This window comes from Pseudomonas sp. GW821-FHT03C07 (assembly GCF_059420925.1).
On record NZ_JBWKUQ010000006.1, the window covers coordinates 64,876 to 80,855 of the forward strand.

Here is a 15,980-nt window from a genome sequence, read left to right on the forward strand (position 1 = left end):
GCATGGAACTTTCGCGGTTGATCTTTGCGGTCAGGATGGCGGCGTAGATCGATTGAGCATCGATGGAAGTAAAAAGGGGCCGTTCATCTTGGAGGGATGTCGGGTAACCCGATAAATAGGATAAGTCTGGAGTTGAATCGAATGAAAAGAAAGATGTCGGCACTTGGCAAGGCGTCGGGGTGTGTTTCTTCCCTGGCGGTGATCGCGACGTTGGTCGCTTCGCCGCCTGTCGCCGCGCACGGTTACCTGAATGATCCGCCGTCGCGGGCCTTTGCTTGTCAGAAGGGCTTGAACAAGGATTGCGGTCAAGCGCAGTACGAGCCGCAAAGTGTCGGTGAAACCACCAAGGGTTTCCCCAATGGTGGGGTGGCTGACGGCAAGATTGCCAGTGGTGCGATAGCCAGCTTCGCCGCGATGGATGTGCAGTCGGCCAGTCGCTGGTACAAGACCGAAATCCGTGATCGGACGATCAACTTTGACTGGTACTACAGGGCTACCCATCCGGCGACCAAGTATGAGTACTTCATTACCAAAAACGGCTGGAACCCCAACCTGCCCCTGGCTCGCGCGTCCTTCGACCTGACCCCGTTCTGCTTCGTCGACGCCGGCGGCCGCCTGCCCACCGACCAACCCCAGGGCAGCGACGGCCCGGCCCGTGAGAAGCATGAGTGCCAGATTCCCGCCGACAAGAGCGGACACCACGTGATTCTGGGCATGTGGACCGTGCATGACACGGGGGGGGCGTTCCACAACGTGGTCGACGTGAATATCGTCGCCGAGGAACAGGCACCGGATGGCTGGAGAACCGTCGGTAACATCACCCCGAACCAGGCCCTGCTGGCCGGTGACAAGGTCAAGGCCCGCGCCATGACCAGCGAGGGTGAAAGCGCCGCCTACAGCACCGAAATCTCCATCGCCGATAACGAGGATGGCAAGCCTGAGAACTGGTCGTTCAAGCTGGCCGAGGCGGTCAATCGGACCCAGACACTGGTACGCGCCGGCGTCCGTGGCGAAGAGGGCGCCATCGCGCCGATCAAGGGCGTGAACAATCTGTTCGCCAAGGCCGAAAGCGCTGTGAATCGTTTCGAGCTCGATGTGCAGATGCAGGAAGACAGCGGCGCCGAGATGAAAATCTCCGCCATGGGTACCGATCTTGAACTCAAGGAAGGGCGCTTGACGATGCCGTTCCCGGTGCTTACCAACCGGAAAATGAATATCGAGGCCACGCTCTTCGATGCTGCCAACAAGCCGGTGGGTAGCATGACGCAACTCGTGGAAGCCGGTAGTACCTGGCTGAATGTGGATGTACGCAGCGAGCCGGGTGCTCATGAACTCAAGCTGGTCGGTGTGACCGTCGACGGTCGCACCACCCGTCAGGACCTGGCATCCGTGGAACTCGGCGGCGAGGGCGGCGCTCAGGAATACGATTTCGTCTATCCACAAGGCATCGCCAACTACCAGACCGGGACCAAGGTCCTGTCCAACGGTAACGTTTACGAATGCCTGCCGTTCCCCGCAGGTGCCTGGTGCAAGATCAACAGCCACCACTATGTGCCCGGTGTCGGAGCGAACTGGTCGGATGCCTGGATCGCTAAATAATTGACGTTGTGCGCCGGGCTGTTGGGCCGCCCGGCGTGTTCGGTTTATCGGCGATATTGTTGCCTGGTTTTGGGTGAGCGTAATTGTTTTACTCTAGAACACAAATTTTTCTTCACTGGTTATCGGCCGCCGTTATTTTATGGGCGTTGCTCAGTGGCTTCTATATGGCGTTCCTTGGCACGTCACCCGTGCTTAAAGAGGCCGTCAGTTTTTTCAATGTGTCGATGACGGCACTCTTTATTCCGTTTTTTGTTATTCGGGTTTTTCTTTCTTTTTTCTCAGGGAAACAGGCTGTCCGAACGCTCGCGCAGTGGACGGTTTTTTGGGTTCATAAAGTTATCTATCTGGTGACCGCCGTGGTCTTGGCGAGCGGGGTCATGATGATGGATCGGGCGATCAATGTATTTGGCGTTCTCCTTATATCCGCGCCGATTGAAAGTGCCGGGCTCGTTGCTGTTTTCAAAAAGACCCATGATGTTTCCTGCGTTGTTCTGGCCGTCCTGGTGATTTTGCATATTGGCGCGGTTATTCGTCATGAAGTTTCCGGTTACCGAATACTCAGGCGGATGCTCTGGTGAGTGCGCGAATCCTCAGGGACGGCATGGGTTTGCCGAGCCTTGCGTTGTGTGTGTTGCCGCTGGGTTATGCGGCACTGTCGTTGTGGGGCGAATGGGGCTTTCGTCAGGCATTGCCGGTGCCGCCCACGGTGCAGGCGATTAGCCGGTCGACGGCGGCCGAGCGCACGCCGCTCAACCACGCTGCGCTGGCCACGGTGATGGGCTTGGTGGCCCAGGGGCCGTTGGCCCGCAGCGCCGAACCCTTGAAGCTGCAGGCCAGCTTTGTCTCCAGCATGGGCGACTCCCGTGCGTTGTTGGCAGGGGCCAGTGGCCAGCGGATCTACCGGGTGGGGGAAAAGCTGCCGGGTGGCAGCGTCCTGCGCCGGGTCGAGAGCGGCCGGGTGGTGCTCTGGCGCAATGGCCGCGAGGAGCTGTTGGCGCTGGAGCCGCCGGCTCGTACCACCTTGCGGGCGCTCAACGGGCCCGGCCCTGAGAGCGCCGCCGCTTCCTCCCTTTATCTTCGACCGACGGCCAGGCAACGTCAGAGTGAGTAAATGAATAGATCCTTCAAATCCGGCCGGCGCAGCATGACGCTCTTGAGCCTGATCGCCAGCCTGATGCTGGCGTCGAGCCTGTGGGCCGATGAGCGGCAATGGCAGCTGGCGATGAACGATGCCGAGTTGCGTGATGTGGTGCGGGAAATGTCCTCGATTCTCGGCACCACCGTGGTGCTCGACCCCCGGGTGCAGGGACGGATCACCGTCCTCTCCGAGCAGGCCCTGGACCGCGAAGGGGTACGCCGGCTGTTCTATTCGGTGCTCGATGCGCATAACTTCACAGTGATCGACGAAGGCGACCGTATTCTCATCGCCCCCGTGGCCGATGCCCGTACCCGTGCCAGCAGTGCCGACAGCGCCAGCGCCCAGGGCGGCCAGTTCATCACCGAAGTGGTGGCGCTCGGCAGCAGCGTCGCCAGCGATATCGCCGGGCTCGTGCGGCCGCTGGTCTCGGTCAACGGCTATATCGGTCCGTCGGCGTCGGCCAATGCCCTGGTCATCACCGACAGCGCGGCCAATGTCCGGCGTATCGCGAAGATCGTCCGGCAGTTGGACCTGGGGCAGAAGAATGCCCATGACGTCATCCAGTTGCGCCACGGGCTGGCGAATGAGCTGGCGCGGATGATGGAGCAATCCCTGGGCCGGCAGGGGGCCGAGTCCGGCAGCCAGGTTATCGCCGATTCACGCAACAACCGCCTGGTGATCATCGGTACCCAGGACGTGCGCAAGCGCCTCGGCGAACTGGCTCGTTCCCTCGATACCCCGGCGGCGGCGGTGGCCGACAATGCCCGGGTGATCCACCTGCGTCACAGCGATGCCAAGCAGTTGGCCGAGGTGCTGGATGCCATGGGCCAGGGACTCGGCCAGGAAACCGCTGCCGCCGCCAGCCGGGACGCGGTTTCCAGCAAGGCGGTGGTCAAGGCCGATGAAAGCCAGAACGCCCTGGTGCTGATCGCCGAGCCGGCCCAGGTCCGCACCCTGGAAAACATTGTTCGGCAACTCGACCTGCCGCGTTCGCAGGTGTTGATCCATGCGGCCATTGTCGAGATCTCCGGGGATATCAACGAAGCCCTGGGCGTGCAGTGGGGCGGCGAGTCGGGCAGCGCCCAGGGCGGGGTGCTGTTTGCCGGCGCCGGTATTACCCTGCCCAAGCTCAGTGAGCCCAAGGCCACGCTTCCCGATGGTGCCGTGCTGCGCGTCGGTAACGATCGCTTCGGCATGCTGGTCTCCGCCCTGGCGAGCAACACCCACAACAACGTGCTGTCCACTCCCAGCCTGCTGACCCTGGACAACCAGGAGGCCGAGATCCTGGTGGGGCAGAACGTGCCGTTCCAGAGCGGCTCCTACCAGACCTCCGGCACAGGCACCGACCGGCCCTTCACCACGGTCACGCGCCATGATATCGGGATCAAGCTGAAGATCCGCCCGCATATCAACGAAGGCTCGACCCTGCGCCTGCAGGTCGAGCAGGAAAACTCCGAACTGGCCAAGAGTGCGGAGATTACCAATGACCTGATCACCAACAAGCGTTCCCTGAAGAGCACCATCCTCGCCGATGACGGCGAAATCATCGTGATTGGCGGGCTGATCAAGGACAGTGTCCGTGTTCAGGAAAGCGGCGTTCCGCTGCTGCGCGATATTCCGTACCTGGGGGCCTTGTTTCGCTGGAGCAGCGAAAAGCACGAAAAAACCAATTTGATGGTGTTCCTGCGTCCGACCATCGTCCGCTCCAGGGAGGATATCGCCGAGGTCAGCGAGAATCGCTACGACGCCCTGCGCAAGCTCAGCCAGCCCGCTGCCGGGAAGAGCAACTCACTGCTGTTGCCACGTGAGGCCCGGGAGCTGTTCGATGGTCACGACCGCGAGCCGGCGATAGACCTGCGACGGCAGAAGGCCGGGGCGCCATGAAGCCGCGCCTGCCGTTCGGCTTTGCCCGTCGCCATGGGGTCTTGCTGGAACAGCAGGGTGAGGCGGTATGCCTGTCGATTCGCGCAGACACGCCGTTGAGCGCCGTGTCCGAGGCCCGACGGCTGGTTTCCGGAGAACCGCCGTTGCAACTGCTCGACGAGCCGCTGTTCGCCGCGCGCCTCGCCGCCGCCTACAGCGATGGGCATAGCGCCGCGCAGCAGGTGGCCCAAGGCCTGGACGACGAACTCGACCTGATCAGCCTGGCCGAGCAATTGCCGCAGACCGCCGATCTGCTGGAGCAGGAAGGTGACGCGCCGATCATTCGGCTGATCAATGTGCTGCTCGGCGAGGCCGTGCGAGAGAAAGCCTCGGATGTCCATCTGGAGACCTTCGAGCACAGCCTCTCGGTGCGCATGCGCATCGACGGCCAGCTGCGTGAGGTACTCAAGCCCCGGCGGGAACTGGCGAACCTGTTGGTGTCGCGGATCAAGGTCATGGCCCGGCTGGATATCGCCGAGAAACGCGTGCCTCAGGACGGAAGGATCGCCTTGCGACTGGCCGGGCATGAAGTCGATGTGCGGGTCTCCACCTTGCCCTCGGCCCACGGTGAACGGGTGGTCCTGCGTCTGCTGGACAAGCAGGCCGGACGCCTGGATCTGCAACGCCTGGGCATGCCGGCGCAGACCCTGGAGCGCTTTCAGCGCATTCTCGGCAAACCCCATGGCATCTTCCTGGTCACCGGCCCCACCGGCTCGGGCAAGACCACCAGCCTGTACGCGGCGTTGAGCAGCCTCAACGACCAGACCCGCAATATCCTCACCGTCGAAGACCCTATCGAGTATCACCTGCCGGGCATCGGCCAGACGCCGGTCAATCCCAAGGTCGAGATGACCTTTGCCCGGGGTTTGCGGGCGATTTTACGACAGGACCCGGACGTGGTCATGGTCGGGGAGATCCGCGACCGCGAAACCGCCGAGATCGCCGTGCAGGCTTCGCTGACCGGGCACCTGGTGTTGTCGACCCTGCACACCAACAGTGCGGTGGGCGCAGTCACGCGGTTGTTGGACATGGGCGTGGATGCCTATCTGCTGGCGTCGTCCCTGGTCGGGGTGCTAGCCCAGCGTTTGCTGCGCACCCTGTGCCGTGAGTGCAAGAGCGCCTATGTGGCGGACGCGGCGGCCTGCCAGCGCCTGGGTGTCGAGCACGGCAACCCGCCCAGGCTGTTTCGGGCCATCGGTTGTGAACACTGCCAGCAAGGCTATCGCGGCCGTATCGGGCTCTACGAACTGATCGGCATCACCCCGGCCCTGGCGGTACTGATCCACAACGGCGCCAGCGAGCCCGAACTGGTCCGTGAAGCCCGGACGCTCTCGCCCAGCCTGTTCCAGGATGGTCAACGGCTGGTCCTCGAAGGCCACACCAGTCTCGACGAACTGCTGCGCGTCACCCAGGAGGATTGAGGATGCCGGCTTTCGATTACCAGGCCCAGGATGCCAGCGGTCGTCGCTGTCGCGGTCAGCAGGAGGCCGACAGCCCGCGTCACGCCCGCCAGTTGCTGCGTGAGCGCGGCCTGTTGCCCACGCAGCTGAAAAGCGCTCGCGGCCAGCCCGGCACAGGTCCGGGTGCCAACCGCTCCGCCCGCTTGAAGGCCAGCGAGCTGGCGTTGTTGACGCTGCAGCTCTCGACCCTGATCCAGGCCGGTTTGCCGTTGGAGGAGGCATTGCGGGCGGTGGCGGCGCAGAGTGAGAAACGCCGGGTCGGCAACCTGCTGGCGGCGCTGCGCAGCCGGGTCATGGAAGGTTATGACCTGGCCTCGGCACTGGCGAGCTATCCCAAGGCTTTTCCGGACATGTTCCGCGCGAGCATCGCCGCGGGTGAACGCTCCGGGCACCTGGGCCCGGTGCTTGAACAGCTTGCCGAGTACACCGAGGCCCGCCAGCAAGCCCGCCAGCAGATCCAGATGGCGTTGGTCTATCCGCTGATCCTGCTGTGCTCTTCGCTGGCTATCGTCGCCGGGCTGCTCGGCTATGTGGTGCCGGATGTGGTGAAAGTCTTTATCAACAATGGTCAGGCCTTGCCCCTGCTGACCCAGGGGCTGATCGGCCTGAGTAGTGGTCTGCAGCGTTACGGCTGGCTGCTGTTGCTCGGACTGGCGGGGCTGGCTTTGTTCGTGCGCTGGGCGCTGGCTCGTCCCGCCGTGCGCTGGCGCTGGCATGCCTGGCTGCTGCGCGCGCCTCTGATCGGCGGTGTGCTCAAGGCGATGGAAGCGTCCCGTTTCGCCAGCACCCTGGCGCTGCTCGGCAAGAGCGCGGTGCCCCTGGTGGATGCCCTGGAAATCGCCGCGGCGGTGATCGCCAACCTGCCGATACGCGCGCGGATGGGCGAGGTCGCGCGCTCGGTGCGCGAGGGCGGGACCCTGGCCCGTGGCCTGGAGCGCAGCGGCGATATCCCGCCGCTGATGCTGCACATGATCGCCAGCGGCGAACGCGCGGGCGAACTCGACAGCATGCTTGCCCGCGCCGCCGAGCAGCAGGAGAAAACCCTCGCGGCGCGTATCGCCCTGGTGGTGAGCTTGTTCGAGCCGGCGATGCTGGTGGTCATGGGCGCCATCGTGCTGCTGATTGTCATGGCGATTCTGTTACCGATTCTTAGCCTCAACCAACTGGTGAATTGATCTTATGAAAACCTCGGGAACACAGCGACAAGGTGGTTTCACCCTGATCGAAATCATGGTCGTGGTGGTGATTATCGGTGTGCTCGGCGCGATGGTGCTGCCGCAGTTCATGAGCCGCCCGGACCAGGCCAAGGTCACCGCGGCCCGGGCCGATATCAAGGCCATCGGCACCGCCCTGGAAATGTACCGGCTCGACAACTTCCAGTATCCCTCGACCCAGCAGGGCCTGGAGGCGTTGGTCAAGCGGCCGCTGGGGGTGCCGGAGCCGCGCAACTGGAACCCCCAGGGCTACTTGAAAAGCCTGCCGGTGGATCCCTGGGGCACGCCATACCAATACCTGAGCCCGGGTACCCGGACCAAGGGCTATGACCTGTATTCCTTTGGCTCCGACGGCGTGTCCGGTGGTGAAGAGTTTGCCGCCGATATCGGCAACTGGAGCGATTGATCCATGCCCGGACGTTCCCGTGGTTTCACCTTGCTGGAGTTGCTGGTGTCCATGGTGGTGATCGGCGTGCTGGCCGGCATGATCGCCGTGGGCATGAACCCCAGCCCGGTACGTCAGGCCCGCCAGGAAGCCGCTGCCCTGGTGCACCTGCTGCAGCAGTTGCGTGAATACGCGGTGGTCAACAGCCAGGAATATGGCCTGCGGATCGGTGCCGAGGGTTATCAGGTGATGGTCTTCGAACGCCCCGACTGGCGCCCGGCGGGGGCGGCCTATCGCTTGCCCGAGGGCCTGTATTTTCGCCTGGAGCTGGAAGGCCGTCCGCTGAAACTGGGTGACCGGGTGAACCAGCCGCAACTGCTGGTGCTGAGCAGCGATGAAATGAGTGCCTTCACCCTGCATTACGAATCCGCGCAGCGGCGCTGGTTGAGTGTGTCCGGTGACGGCCTCGGTGATCCGGCCATCGATGAAAGCTGAGTCGGGGTTTACCTTGCTGGAGGTGATGATCGCCCTGGCGATCTTCGCCGTGCTGGCGGCCACGGTGCTGTCCGCCAGCCAGTTCGTGGTGCGCCAGAGTGGCACGTTGCAGGAGCGTTTGTTCGCCACCTGGCTGGCGGACAATCAGTTGAATGAACTGCGCCTGCAGGTACCTCCGGCCCAGGGACGACAAACGCAACGTCGGCGTTTCGACCAGCGTGAATGGCGCCTGGAACAGGTGGTCACGCAGGCCGCCGACTCGCGCTTGCTCAAGGTCGAGATCGAGGTGCGGTTGGCTGACGGCGGGCCGCTGCTGCACCACGCCAGTGCCTGGCTACGAGCCCGGGATGAATAGACAGGTTGGCTTCACCCTGGTCGAACTGGTGATTGCCCTGGCGATTTTCAGTCTGATCGGCCTGGCCAGTTATCGTTTGTATGAAGGGGTGCTGATGACTCAGGCCCGGGTCAGCGCGCATGAACAGGGTTTGCGCAGCCTGCAGCGGGCGATAGCACTACTGGAACGCGATGTGATGCAGGCGACGATCCCGAAAGAGGGTACGGCCGTGACGCTGAGCGCGGGACAGTTGAACCTGCAACGGGGGAATGCGCGCAATCCACTGGATGAGCCCCGCAGCGAGCGCCAGGAGGTTGCCTATCGTCTCGAAGAGGGCACCTTGTGGCGCTATCACCGCAGCCTCGATCTGCCCGAGACCTACAAACAGCCGGTGCTCAAGGAGGTGCGTGCCTTGCAGTGGCGGCTGTATGTGGACAAGGTCGGTTGGCGCGGTGATGGGCCGTCGACTCCGGGGCGCTCCCCGGTACACCCGCGCGCGTTGGAAATTACCCTGTCCGCTGGCCGCTTCGCGCAGATTCGCCGTGTCATCCTGCTGCCGGAGGGGACATGAACCGCTCGGGTCAACGCGGTGTGGCGCTGATCAGCGTGCTGCTGATCATGACCCTGGCCCTGTTCGTGGTTGGCGGCTTGTTGCGCAGTCATACGCGAGCCTTGCAGAGTAGCGCGCAGCATATTCATCAGGTGCAACTGCGGCAGTGGGCGATTGCCGCGGAGAGCTGGGCGCGAGCGTTGTTGCTGTCGTCTGATCCGCTTGAGACGAAGACGATCAATCTGCTCCAGCCCTGGGCGCATCCATCGCTGCCGTTTGAGTTGTCGGGTGTCGAGGTGCGGATCGAGATCGAAGACCTCGCCGCGCGCTTCAACCTGACCCGCCTGCTCCTGCCTGGCAAGGCCGATGAAATCAGCCTGGAGCGCTGGAGCCGGCTGCTTGCGGCGCTGGAGATCCCGGCGTTCGACCTGGCGCCGCTACGTGGCACCGAGGTCACCGACACCAGCCAGTTGCGCCTGTTGCCGGGTGTCGACCAGGCCCTTTTACAACGCCTGCAACCCTTCGTCGCCTTGCTGCCGGCCGAGGCGATGCTGAACGTCAATACGGCGTCGGCCACGCTGCTGGCGACCCTGGAAGGTATGACGCCTGCCAGTGCCCGGGACGTTGTCGCCCAGCGTCCGCCAGCGGGTTATGCCGATGCCCATGAATTTACCCGTGCCCCGGGGCTGGATGGGCTGGGTATCGCCAGTCATGGCCTGGGTGTCGACAGTCGCTGGTTCCGGGTCACGGTCGAGGTCGGCGCGGGCTCGGCGCGACTGCGGCTGGTCAGCGATCTGGAGCGGCCTCGCGACAGCCGTCGGCTGCGCGTCCTGCAACGCCGCTTCCTGGCTCCGATTCAAGGTGAATCCCCGTTATGAACAACTGGCTTTATCTCACGGCCGCAGGCCTCGCGGCTTGCGACGCTACCTGGCCGGTCGGCTGCTGGCAGGCGGACGGCGAGTACCGCAACGTCACCCTGGCTGAGGCGGCGACGTTGCTCTCGGGACAATCGGTGCGGGTGATTCTGCCGGTGGAAATCTGTAGCGGTTTGCGCAGCGAGCCCTGGCCCGGTCGACGCAAGCCCACGGCCCAGGCACTGGCCTATACCGTCGAGGATCGCTTGGCCGAGGAGCTTGATGGGTTGCATATTGCGGTCGGCGCGGCGGCCAGGGATTCGCGCTATCCGCTGCTGGCGATTAACAAGGAACGCTTCGAGGCGATCCTGGCGTTGTTGCGGGACTCGGGGTTGCGGGTCGTCGGCGTCAAGGTGGATGCCGACTTGTTGCCGGATGATCAGGCTTATGGCGTCTGGTGGGCTGGAAGATGGTTGTTGGGTGGAGCCTGCGAGGCTCGGCTGGCACTGTCGCCCGAAGATCTGGAGGTGCTGCGACCGAGGTTGCCGGACGAGCTGTGCTGGATGGGCGCTGATCGACAGGGCGATACCGCGGCGTTGCTGATTGCCGGTCATTCGCGCGGGCTGGACTTGTTGCAGGGTGAGTTTCGTCAGGTGCGGGCGCGTTGGCCGTGGGGAATGTTGCTGTTGTCGGTGTTGGCGCTGTTCGCGCTGTCCTGGGGCTTTACCTTGGCGCGTGCCCACTATCTGGAAAGTGCCGCCGGGCAGTTGTACGAGCAGAGCGTGCGGCGCTTTCAGAGCCTTTATCCCGAACAGACCCGCATTGTCGACCTGGCGGCCCAGCTCAAGGCCTTGCAGGGGCGCACGGACCCGCCGGGGAGTCAGATGGGCCGTCTGCTGCAACTTGTCGAGCAGGTGATTGGCGGTAGCAACGTTGAAGTTCAGCGTATTGAATATCGCGTCGGCACGGGTTGGACGCTGTTGCTGACGGCCGGCAGCTTCAGCGAACTTGAGCGTTTGCGCGAGCGTGGTCAAGGCAGCGGCTTGCCGATCAGGTTGGGCAGTGCCAGCAAGGATCGTGAGCGGGTGCAGGCAGTACTGATGTTGGAGGAGAAAAACGGATGATCAGGTCATGGGCGTTACCGGCGGCGCTCACTCAAAGGTGGCAGGGCCTGGGGCTTCGGGAGCGACGGATGTTGGTCGGTCTGGGGATTTTCTTGTTGGTCGTGAGCTTGTTCAGCGGTGTCTGGCAACCTGTGCAACAACGTCTGGAAAAGGCCGAGCGCTTTTATCAGCAACGCTTGTTGCTGGCGGTTGAAGTCCAGCGCGCCCAGCCTGCGAGCCTGCGCTCAACCCCCTCGCAGCCCCTGTCGAGCCGGCTGAGTGAAACGGTGACGGCGGCGGGGTTGGAATTACAGCAACTGGACCAGGACGGTCAGTCGCTGCGGGTTACCCTCAGCGGCAATGCGTTGGCCTTGTTGCAGTGGCTGGACCAGACCGAGCAATCGGGCGCGGTGTTGCAGTCGTTGAGCCTGGAGAAACGCGATCAGCACTTGGGGGCACAGGTAGCGTGGCGTGCTGATTAATGGGCGAGCAACTGCTCCGCGTAGCGAGCGATCAGGCCGCGCTGGCCGTCGCTGAGGTCGTTGAAGGGGATGGTTTTCCCCGAATCAATATCAACCAATAGGCGTTGTAGTCTCAGGTCGTAACGCAAATTTTCCGACTGAGGCAGGGCTATTTGAATTGCTTGGTTCACCCAGGCCAGTTCGTCATCAAAAATTAGTGGTGCTGTCCCCGCATCCAGAAGGTTCTGCATGCGTTCTAGGGTTTTTCCGATCAGCCAGCTTTCAAAGTCCTGGAGGTCGGTAACAGCCTCTGACCAGTTTGTATAACCAGCTACGCGAGAGACCTTTTGTTGTGCTGCAAACTCGGCAGAAACTCCTGCGCCTTTCCAACGACGGTTCGCGCGATAGAAGGCAAGAACGGGAAGGTCTACATGGCTTTCCACATTCAAAATGCCGAAAGACTCCTCCGATGCTCTGCTGCCAGCCTTCAATAAATGAATCATCCATTGGCTTAATCCCAGCGCATCCCCTTTTGCAGCAAGGAAGATGGGGAGACGGCGTTCTGAGCGAATCCGGCCATCGTGGTTTTCGATAACAAAACGAGTATCGTCCTCAAGAATCGGCGAACTAAAGCTAGCCATAACATCATCGCCGCTGAGGCCGTTAAAAGACGCCGCCACCGCCTGCAACAACGAAGTCTTCCCGCTCCCATTGACCCCCACCACCAGATTGAATCCCGGCTGGAAATCAAAGTGGGCATCTTCGTAGCAACGAAAATTCTGAATATGCAGGTGGTCCAGGCGCATGCCGGCTTCCTTTTGCCAACCGAACGATGCGCCCTGTGTACCTTGGCCGGCGTCAACCGCCAGCCGCTCAATCGTGACTAGGCTTTTGCATTACCTGGCAACACCTGCAACCGCGCCAGCTTCAACGCCACCAGCAAGGCCACCACCAGCAGTGCGCCGATAAACAGGCCGATGCCGTTCCAGCCGCCGTAGTGCCAGAACACCCCGCCCAGAGTCCCGGCCACGCTGGAACCGACGTAGTAGCAGAACAGATAGAGCGACGAGGCTTGGCCCTTGGCCTTCAGCGCCCGACGGCCGATCCAGCTGCTGGCCACCGAGTGGGCGCCGAAGAAGCCGAAGGTGAACAGCAGGATGCCGAGCACCACCACCGGCAGCGGGGTCACCAGGGTCAGGGCGATGCCCACGAGCATCATCAGGATCATGCCCCAGAGCACTTTGCGCCGGCCCAGCTTGTCGGCCAGGGCGCCGATCTGCGCGGAGCTGTAGATGCCCGACAGGTAGACGATCGACAGCAAACCGACGAACGCCTGGCTCATGCCGTAGGGTTCGGCCAGCAGGCGGTAGCCGATGTAGTTGAACAGGGTGACGAAGCTGCCCATCAGCAGGAAGCCTTCGAGGAACAGCCACGGCAGGCCGGCGTCGCGAAAGTGCACGGTGAAACCGTCGATCAGGCTGCGAGTATTGAATTGGCTGGCGCGGAAGTTGCGCGATGGCGGCAGGATCTTCCAGAACACCGTCGCCGCGATCAGCGCCAGGACACCGATCACCAGCATCGCCGTGTGCCAGCTGACGAAGTCGATCAGCACGCCGGTGATCAGCCGCCCGCTCATCCCGCCGATGGCGTTGCCGCCGATATACAGGCCCATCGCCAGGCCAATATGACTGGGGTGGATTTCCTCGCTCAGGTAGGTCATGCCGACCGCCGCCAGGCCGCTGAGGGAGAGCCCCACCAGGGCCCGCATCAGCAGCACGCCCTGCCAGTTTGGCATCATGGCGCCAAGGAGGGTGAACAGGGCCGCGCCGAACAGTGCCACCACCATCACCGGCTTGCGCCCGAGGCTGTCGGAGATCGGTCCGGTAATCAGCAGGCCGATGGCGAGCAGGGCGGTGGCCACCGAGAGGATCAGGCTGCTCTGGGCGGCATTGATCCCATACTCCTTGGACAGCACCGGCATCATCGGCTGGACGCAGTACAACAGGGCAAAGGTCGCAAAGCCGCCGGAGAACAGCGCCAGCACCGTGCGCATAAACGCCGGGGTACCTTTTTCGATATAGGTGTCGTTGAGTGGGGCGACCCCATCGTCCAGCGCAGTGGGGGGAATCTCGTGGGCGAGGGAAGCGACAGCAGTTTTCACGGGGGACCTCGGGGGGAGCAGCCGGTCAGGCAATGGAAAAAGCATATAGCTGGCTAACGATTCTTTCCAATATATTATTCGACCTGTTTGATAGGTTTTACGACTTGATGAGGTGTTTATGGAATTGCGGCATTTGCGCTACTTCATCGCAGTGGCCGAAGAACTGCATTTTGGCCGCGCCGCCGAGGTGCTGGGGATTTCCCAGCCGCCGTTGAGCCAGCAGATCCAGGCGCTGGAGCAGGAGCTGGGCGCGCGGTTGTTCGACCGGACCAATCGGCGGGTCGAGTTGAGCGAGGCGGGTCGCCTGTTTCTGCAAGAGGCGCGGTTGGTGCTGGCGCAGGTGGACAAGGCGGCGGATGTGGCGCGGCGGGCGCAGTTGGGGGAACTGGGGGAATTGAAGATCGGCTTTACCTCCTCGGCACCGTTCAACTCGACCATTCCCCAGGCGATCTTTGCCTTTCGCCAGGCGTTCCCGGCGGTGCACTTGAGCCTGCGGGAGATGAGCAGCAAGACGGTTGCCGATGGTTTGATGGATGAGTCCATCGAGGTCGGTTTGATGCGGCCTTTGCCGTTGCCGGAGGCCTTGAGTGTCGTGGAGTTGATGCGTGAGCCGCTGGTGGCGGTGCTCAGTGCCAAGCATCCTCTGGCCAGTGGCAGTGAGGCCGGGATGTATTTGTCCGAGTTGGCGCTGGAGCCCTTTGTGTTTTTCCCGCGCAGTTACGGCAGTGGTTTGTATGCGCAGTTGCTGACCTTGGCGCGGCAGGCCGGGTTCAGTCCGCACTTTGCCCAGGAGGCGGGGGAGGCGATGACCATTATCGGTTTGGTTGCGGCGGGGTTGGGGGTGTCGGTGTTGCCTGCGTCTTATCAGCGGATTCGGATTGATGGTGTGGTCTATCGACCGTTGCTTGATCCGGATGCGGTGTCGGCGGTGTGGCTGGTTCAGCGCAAGGACCAGAAGTCGCCGATGGCCAAGGCGTTTATCGAGTTGTTGACACGTCGGACGGTGCCGCAGGTCTAAGGCGGTTTGAAGCTGAACGCGGGGTTGTTCCGATGCCGTTCAGCGAAGGACATGGGATATTGAGAACACCACTTAACCTGTGGGAGCGGAGCTTGTCGGATCGCCGCACCGCCGCGAAGCTTTTAGCGGCCTCAAGGGCCTCTTCGCGAGCAAGCTCTGCTCCCACAGGGACCGTGTTCGGCCTTAAGTGAACGGCATCAGGGCAAGCCCGTTCACCACAAGCGAGTGCACCGTCTAGTGCAGCGGCAGTTTATCCAGCGACTGATCCAGCTCGGCTTTCGCCATTTCCACCAGGTGCATGGCCGAGAACGCCAGCGCCCGTTTGGAGCCGCTGAGACCATCGCCGGATTCGTAAGCGGTGGCCGCCGCGCAGGTCAGCAGTTCGGAGAGGTGAACCAGGGATTCTTCCAGGCTTCGACCGGATTTGGGGTTGGGCAGATAGTGATCCAGAGCACGCTGGATGGCGGCCTGATCCTTGAATCGGTCAGCAGAAGGGAAAGCGTTGGGATCCTGGACAGGTGGTGCAGGGGGGGGCTCATGATTGAGTCCCTATATCAATAATTGGAACTGCAACCCATCGCTTGCACGCAGAAGGGTGGCAGCTGTGCGCAGGTGTGCAAGACCGAGGATATAGGACTCGGCAGACCCGAAGGTCTCCCACGCACAGCCACCATAGCAATCCAGCGTCGAACACCAGTCTACTGAACGACGCGAATATTGTGGGAGCGGAGCTTGCCCGCGAAGAGACCCCTGAGGCCGCTAAAAGCTTCGCGGGCAAGCACCGCTCCCACAGACTCTTGTGATGCAGGGACTAAGCGCCGTTACTGGGCCAGCGGCTGCGCCTCGCCAACCCCAATGGCACGTGCCGTCGGCTCTTCATGATGAGCACGCAGTTCGGCGAGGATGTCCTGGTCCAGCAGGGTTACCCAGCGGATGTAGTTCCGGTGGATCTTGCCGTCCTGGTAACCCATGCCGCTGCTGTCACGGTAGGCGATGGTGTAGCCGCCGGCACTGTAGTTGATGTCGATCTCGACATGGAATTTCTCACGCACGGTGATCTCGGCCTGGACCTGGGCCGGGTTGACGCGCTGCACGCTCCATTTACGCTTGGTCAGGGCAGTGACAATTGCTTGTTTCACCTCGTCCTGGCTGGCCTGGACCTGCGGGGCGAGGGTGCGGCTTGGGTTGACGATGGGCTTGCTGGTACAGCCCGCCATCGTCAGCAGGGCCAGGGTGACAAGTGCAACACGAAGCAGGGAAGACATTCCGTTTTCTCCAGGGGTTT

At 62.5% G+C, this 15,980-nt stretch carries 18 protein-coding genes; 14 read left to right on the forward strand and 4 right to left on the reverse strand.

The window, feature by feature from the left end; all coding sequences use genetic code 11:
• Positions 1 to 141 precede the first annotated feature (141 nt).
• The 13 genes from AC07VG_RS13930 to AC07VG_RS13990 all read left to right on the forward strand — a co-directional run bounded on the left by AC07VG_RS13930 (position 142) and on the right by AC07VG_RS13990 (position 11,537).
• The gene (locus AC07VG_RS13930; RefSeq protein WP_495021360.1) at positions 142 to 1,599 is read left to right on the forward strand and encodes a lytic polysaccharide monooxygenase; all 1,458 of its coding nucleotides are present in this window, start codon (positions 142 to 144) and stop codon (positions 1,597 to 1,599) included.
• Between the two features lie 83 nt (positions 1,600 to 1,682).
• A complete protein-coding gene (locus AC07VG_RS13935) occupies positions 1,683 to 2,177 on the forward strand; it encodes a cytochrome b (protein ID WP_495003286.1) in 495 nt (164 codons plus the stop codon).
• Entirely contained in the window at positions 2,174 to 2,710 is a 537-nt protein-coding gene (locus tag AC07VG_RS13940) for a type II secretion system protein N (protein WP_495003287.1), read from the forward strand. Before AC07VG_RS13935 ends, AC07VG_RS13940 begins: the two co-directional genes overlap by 4 nt.
• Positions 2,711 to 4,621: a type II secretion system secretin GspD gene (gene gspD / locus AC07VG_RS13945; protein WP_495021361.1), complete on the forward strand. Its 1,911-nt coding sequence runs from the start codon at positions 2,711 to 2,713 to the stop codon at positions 4,619 to 4,621.
• Complete coding sequence (gene gspE, locus AC07VG_RS13950; RefSeq protein ID WP_495021362.1) at positions 4,618 to 6,081, forward strand: type II secretion system ATPase GspE; 1,464 nt, start codon at positions 4,618 to 4,620, stop codon at positions 6,079 to 6,081. The genes gspD and gspE overlap by 4 nt, the downstream gene beginning before the upstream one ends.
• A gap of 2 nt (positions 6,082 to 6,083) precedes the next feature.
• Positions 6,084 to 7,295 carry a type II secretion system inner membrane protein GspF gene (gspF, locus tag AC07VG_RS13955; protein WP_495021363.1) on the forward strand — a complete coding sequence of 404 codons (1,212 nt, stop codon included), beginning with the start codon at positions 6,084 to 6,086 and terminating at the stop codon, positions 7,293 to 7,295.
• A gap of 4 nt (positions 7,296 to 7,299) precedes the next feature.
• Positions 7,300 to 7,740 (forward strand): type II secretion system major pseudopilin GspG, encoded by a 441-nt coding sequence (gspG, locus tag AC07VG_RS13960; protein WP_152737747.1) that lies wholly within the window; start codon positions 7,300 to 7,302, stop codon positions 7,738 to 7,740.
• A 3-nt stretch (positions 7,741 to 7,743) separates the two neighbouring features.
• The gene (gene gspH, locus AC07VG_RS13965; protein ID WP_495021364.1) at positions 7,744 to 8,214 is read left to right on the forward strand and encodes a type II secretion system minor pseudopilin GspH; all 471 of its coding nucleotides are present in this window, start codon (positions 7,744 to 7,746) and stop codon (positions 8,212 to 8,214) included.
• Entirely contained in the window at positions 8,204 to 8,569 is a 366-nt protein-coding gene (gene gspI / locus AC07VG_RS13970; RefSeq protein WP_495003292.1) for a type II secretion system minor pseudopilin GspI, read from the forward strand. The genes gspH and gspI overlap by 11 nt, the downstream gene beginning before the upstream one ends.
• On the forward strand, positions 8,562 to 9,119 hold the full coding sequence (gene gspJ / locus AC07VG_RS13975; RefSeq protein ID WP_495021365.1) for a type II secretion system minor pseudopilin GspJ: 558 nt from the start codon (positions 8,562 to 8,564) through the stop codon (positions 9,117 to 9,119). The genes gspI and gspJ overlap by 8 nt, the downstream gene beginning before the upstream one ends.
• Positions 9,116 to 9,976 (forward strand): type II secretion system protein GspK, encoded by an 861-nt coding sequence (locus AC07VG_RS13980; RefSeq protein ID WP_495003294.1) that lies wholly within the window; start codon positions 9,116 to 9,118, stop codon positions 9,974 to 9,976. Before gspJ ends, AC07VG_RS13980 begins: the two co-directional genes overlap by 4 nt.
• Positions 9,973 to 11,076 carry a type II secretion system protein GspL gene (gspL, locus tag AC07VG_RS13985; protein WP_495021366.1) on the forward strand — a complete coding sequence of 368 codons (1,104 nt, stop codon included), beginning with the start codon at positions 9,973 to 9,975 and terminating at the stop codon, positions 11,074 to 11,076. The genes AC07VG_RS13980 and gspL overlap by 4 nt, the downstream gene beginning before the upstream one ends.
• Positions 11,073 to 11,537 carry a type II secretion system protein M gene (locus AC07VG_RS13990; protein ID WP_495021367.1) on the forward strand — a complete coding sequence of 155 codons (465 nt, stop codon included), beginning with the start codon at positions 11,073 to 11,075 and terminating at the stop codon, positions 11,535 to 11,537. Before gspL ends, AC07VG_RS13990 begins: the two co-directional genes overlap by 4 nt.
• On the opposite strand, the gene AC07VG_RS13995 is transcribed toward AC07VG_RS13990, so the two are convergent.
• A complete protein-coding gene (locus AC07VG_RS13995; protein ID WP_495021368.1) occupies positions 11,534 to 12,322 on the reverse strand; it encodes an AAA family ATPase in 789 nt (262 codons plus the stop codon). The genes AC07VG_RS13990 and AC07VG_RS13995 overlap by 4 nt on opposite strands.
• A gap of 77 nt (positions 12,323 to 12,399) precedes the next feature.
• The gene (locus tag AC07VG_RS14000) at positions 12,400 to 13,677 is read right to left on the reverse strand and encodes an MFS transporter (RefSeq protein ID WP_495003298.1); all 1,278 of its coding nucleotides are present in this window, start codon (positions 13,675 to 13,677) and stop codon (positions 12,400 to 12,402) included.
• A 118-nt stretch (positions 13,678 to 13,795) separates the two neighbouring features.
• Here AC07VG_RS14000 and AC07VG_RS14005 point away from each other — a divergent pair, with 118 nt between their 5' ends.
• Entirely contained in the window at positions 13,796 to 14,695 is a 900-nt protein-coding gene (locus AC07VG_RS14005) for a LysR family transcriptional regulator (RefSeq protein ID WP_495003299.1), read from the forward strand.
• Between the two features lie 234 nt (positions 14,696 to 14,929).
• On the opposite strand, the gene AC07VG_RS14010 is transcribed toward AC07VG_RS14005, so the two are convergent.
• Together AC07VG_RS14010 and AC07VG_RS14015 are read right to left on the reverse strand one after the other, a co-directional pair.
• The gene (locus tag AC07VG_RS14010) at positions 14,930 to 15,157 is read right to left on the reverse strand and encodes a DUF6124 family protein (protein ID WP_495021442.1); all 228 of its coding nucleotides are present in this window, start codon (positions 15,155 to 15,157) and stop codon (positions 14,930 to 14,932) included.
• Positions 15,158 to 15,516: 359 nt separating this feature from the next.
• Complete coding sequence (locus tag AC07VG_RS14015) at positions 15,517 to 15,960, reverse strand: hypothetical protein (protein WP_495003301.1); 444 nt, start codon at positions 15,958 to 15,960, stop codon at positions 15,517 to 15,519.
• Positions 15,961 to 15,980: the final 20 nt, after the last annotated feature.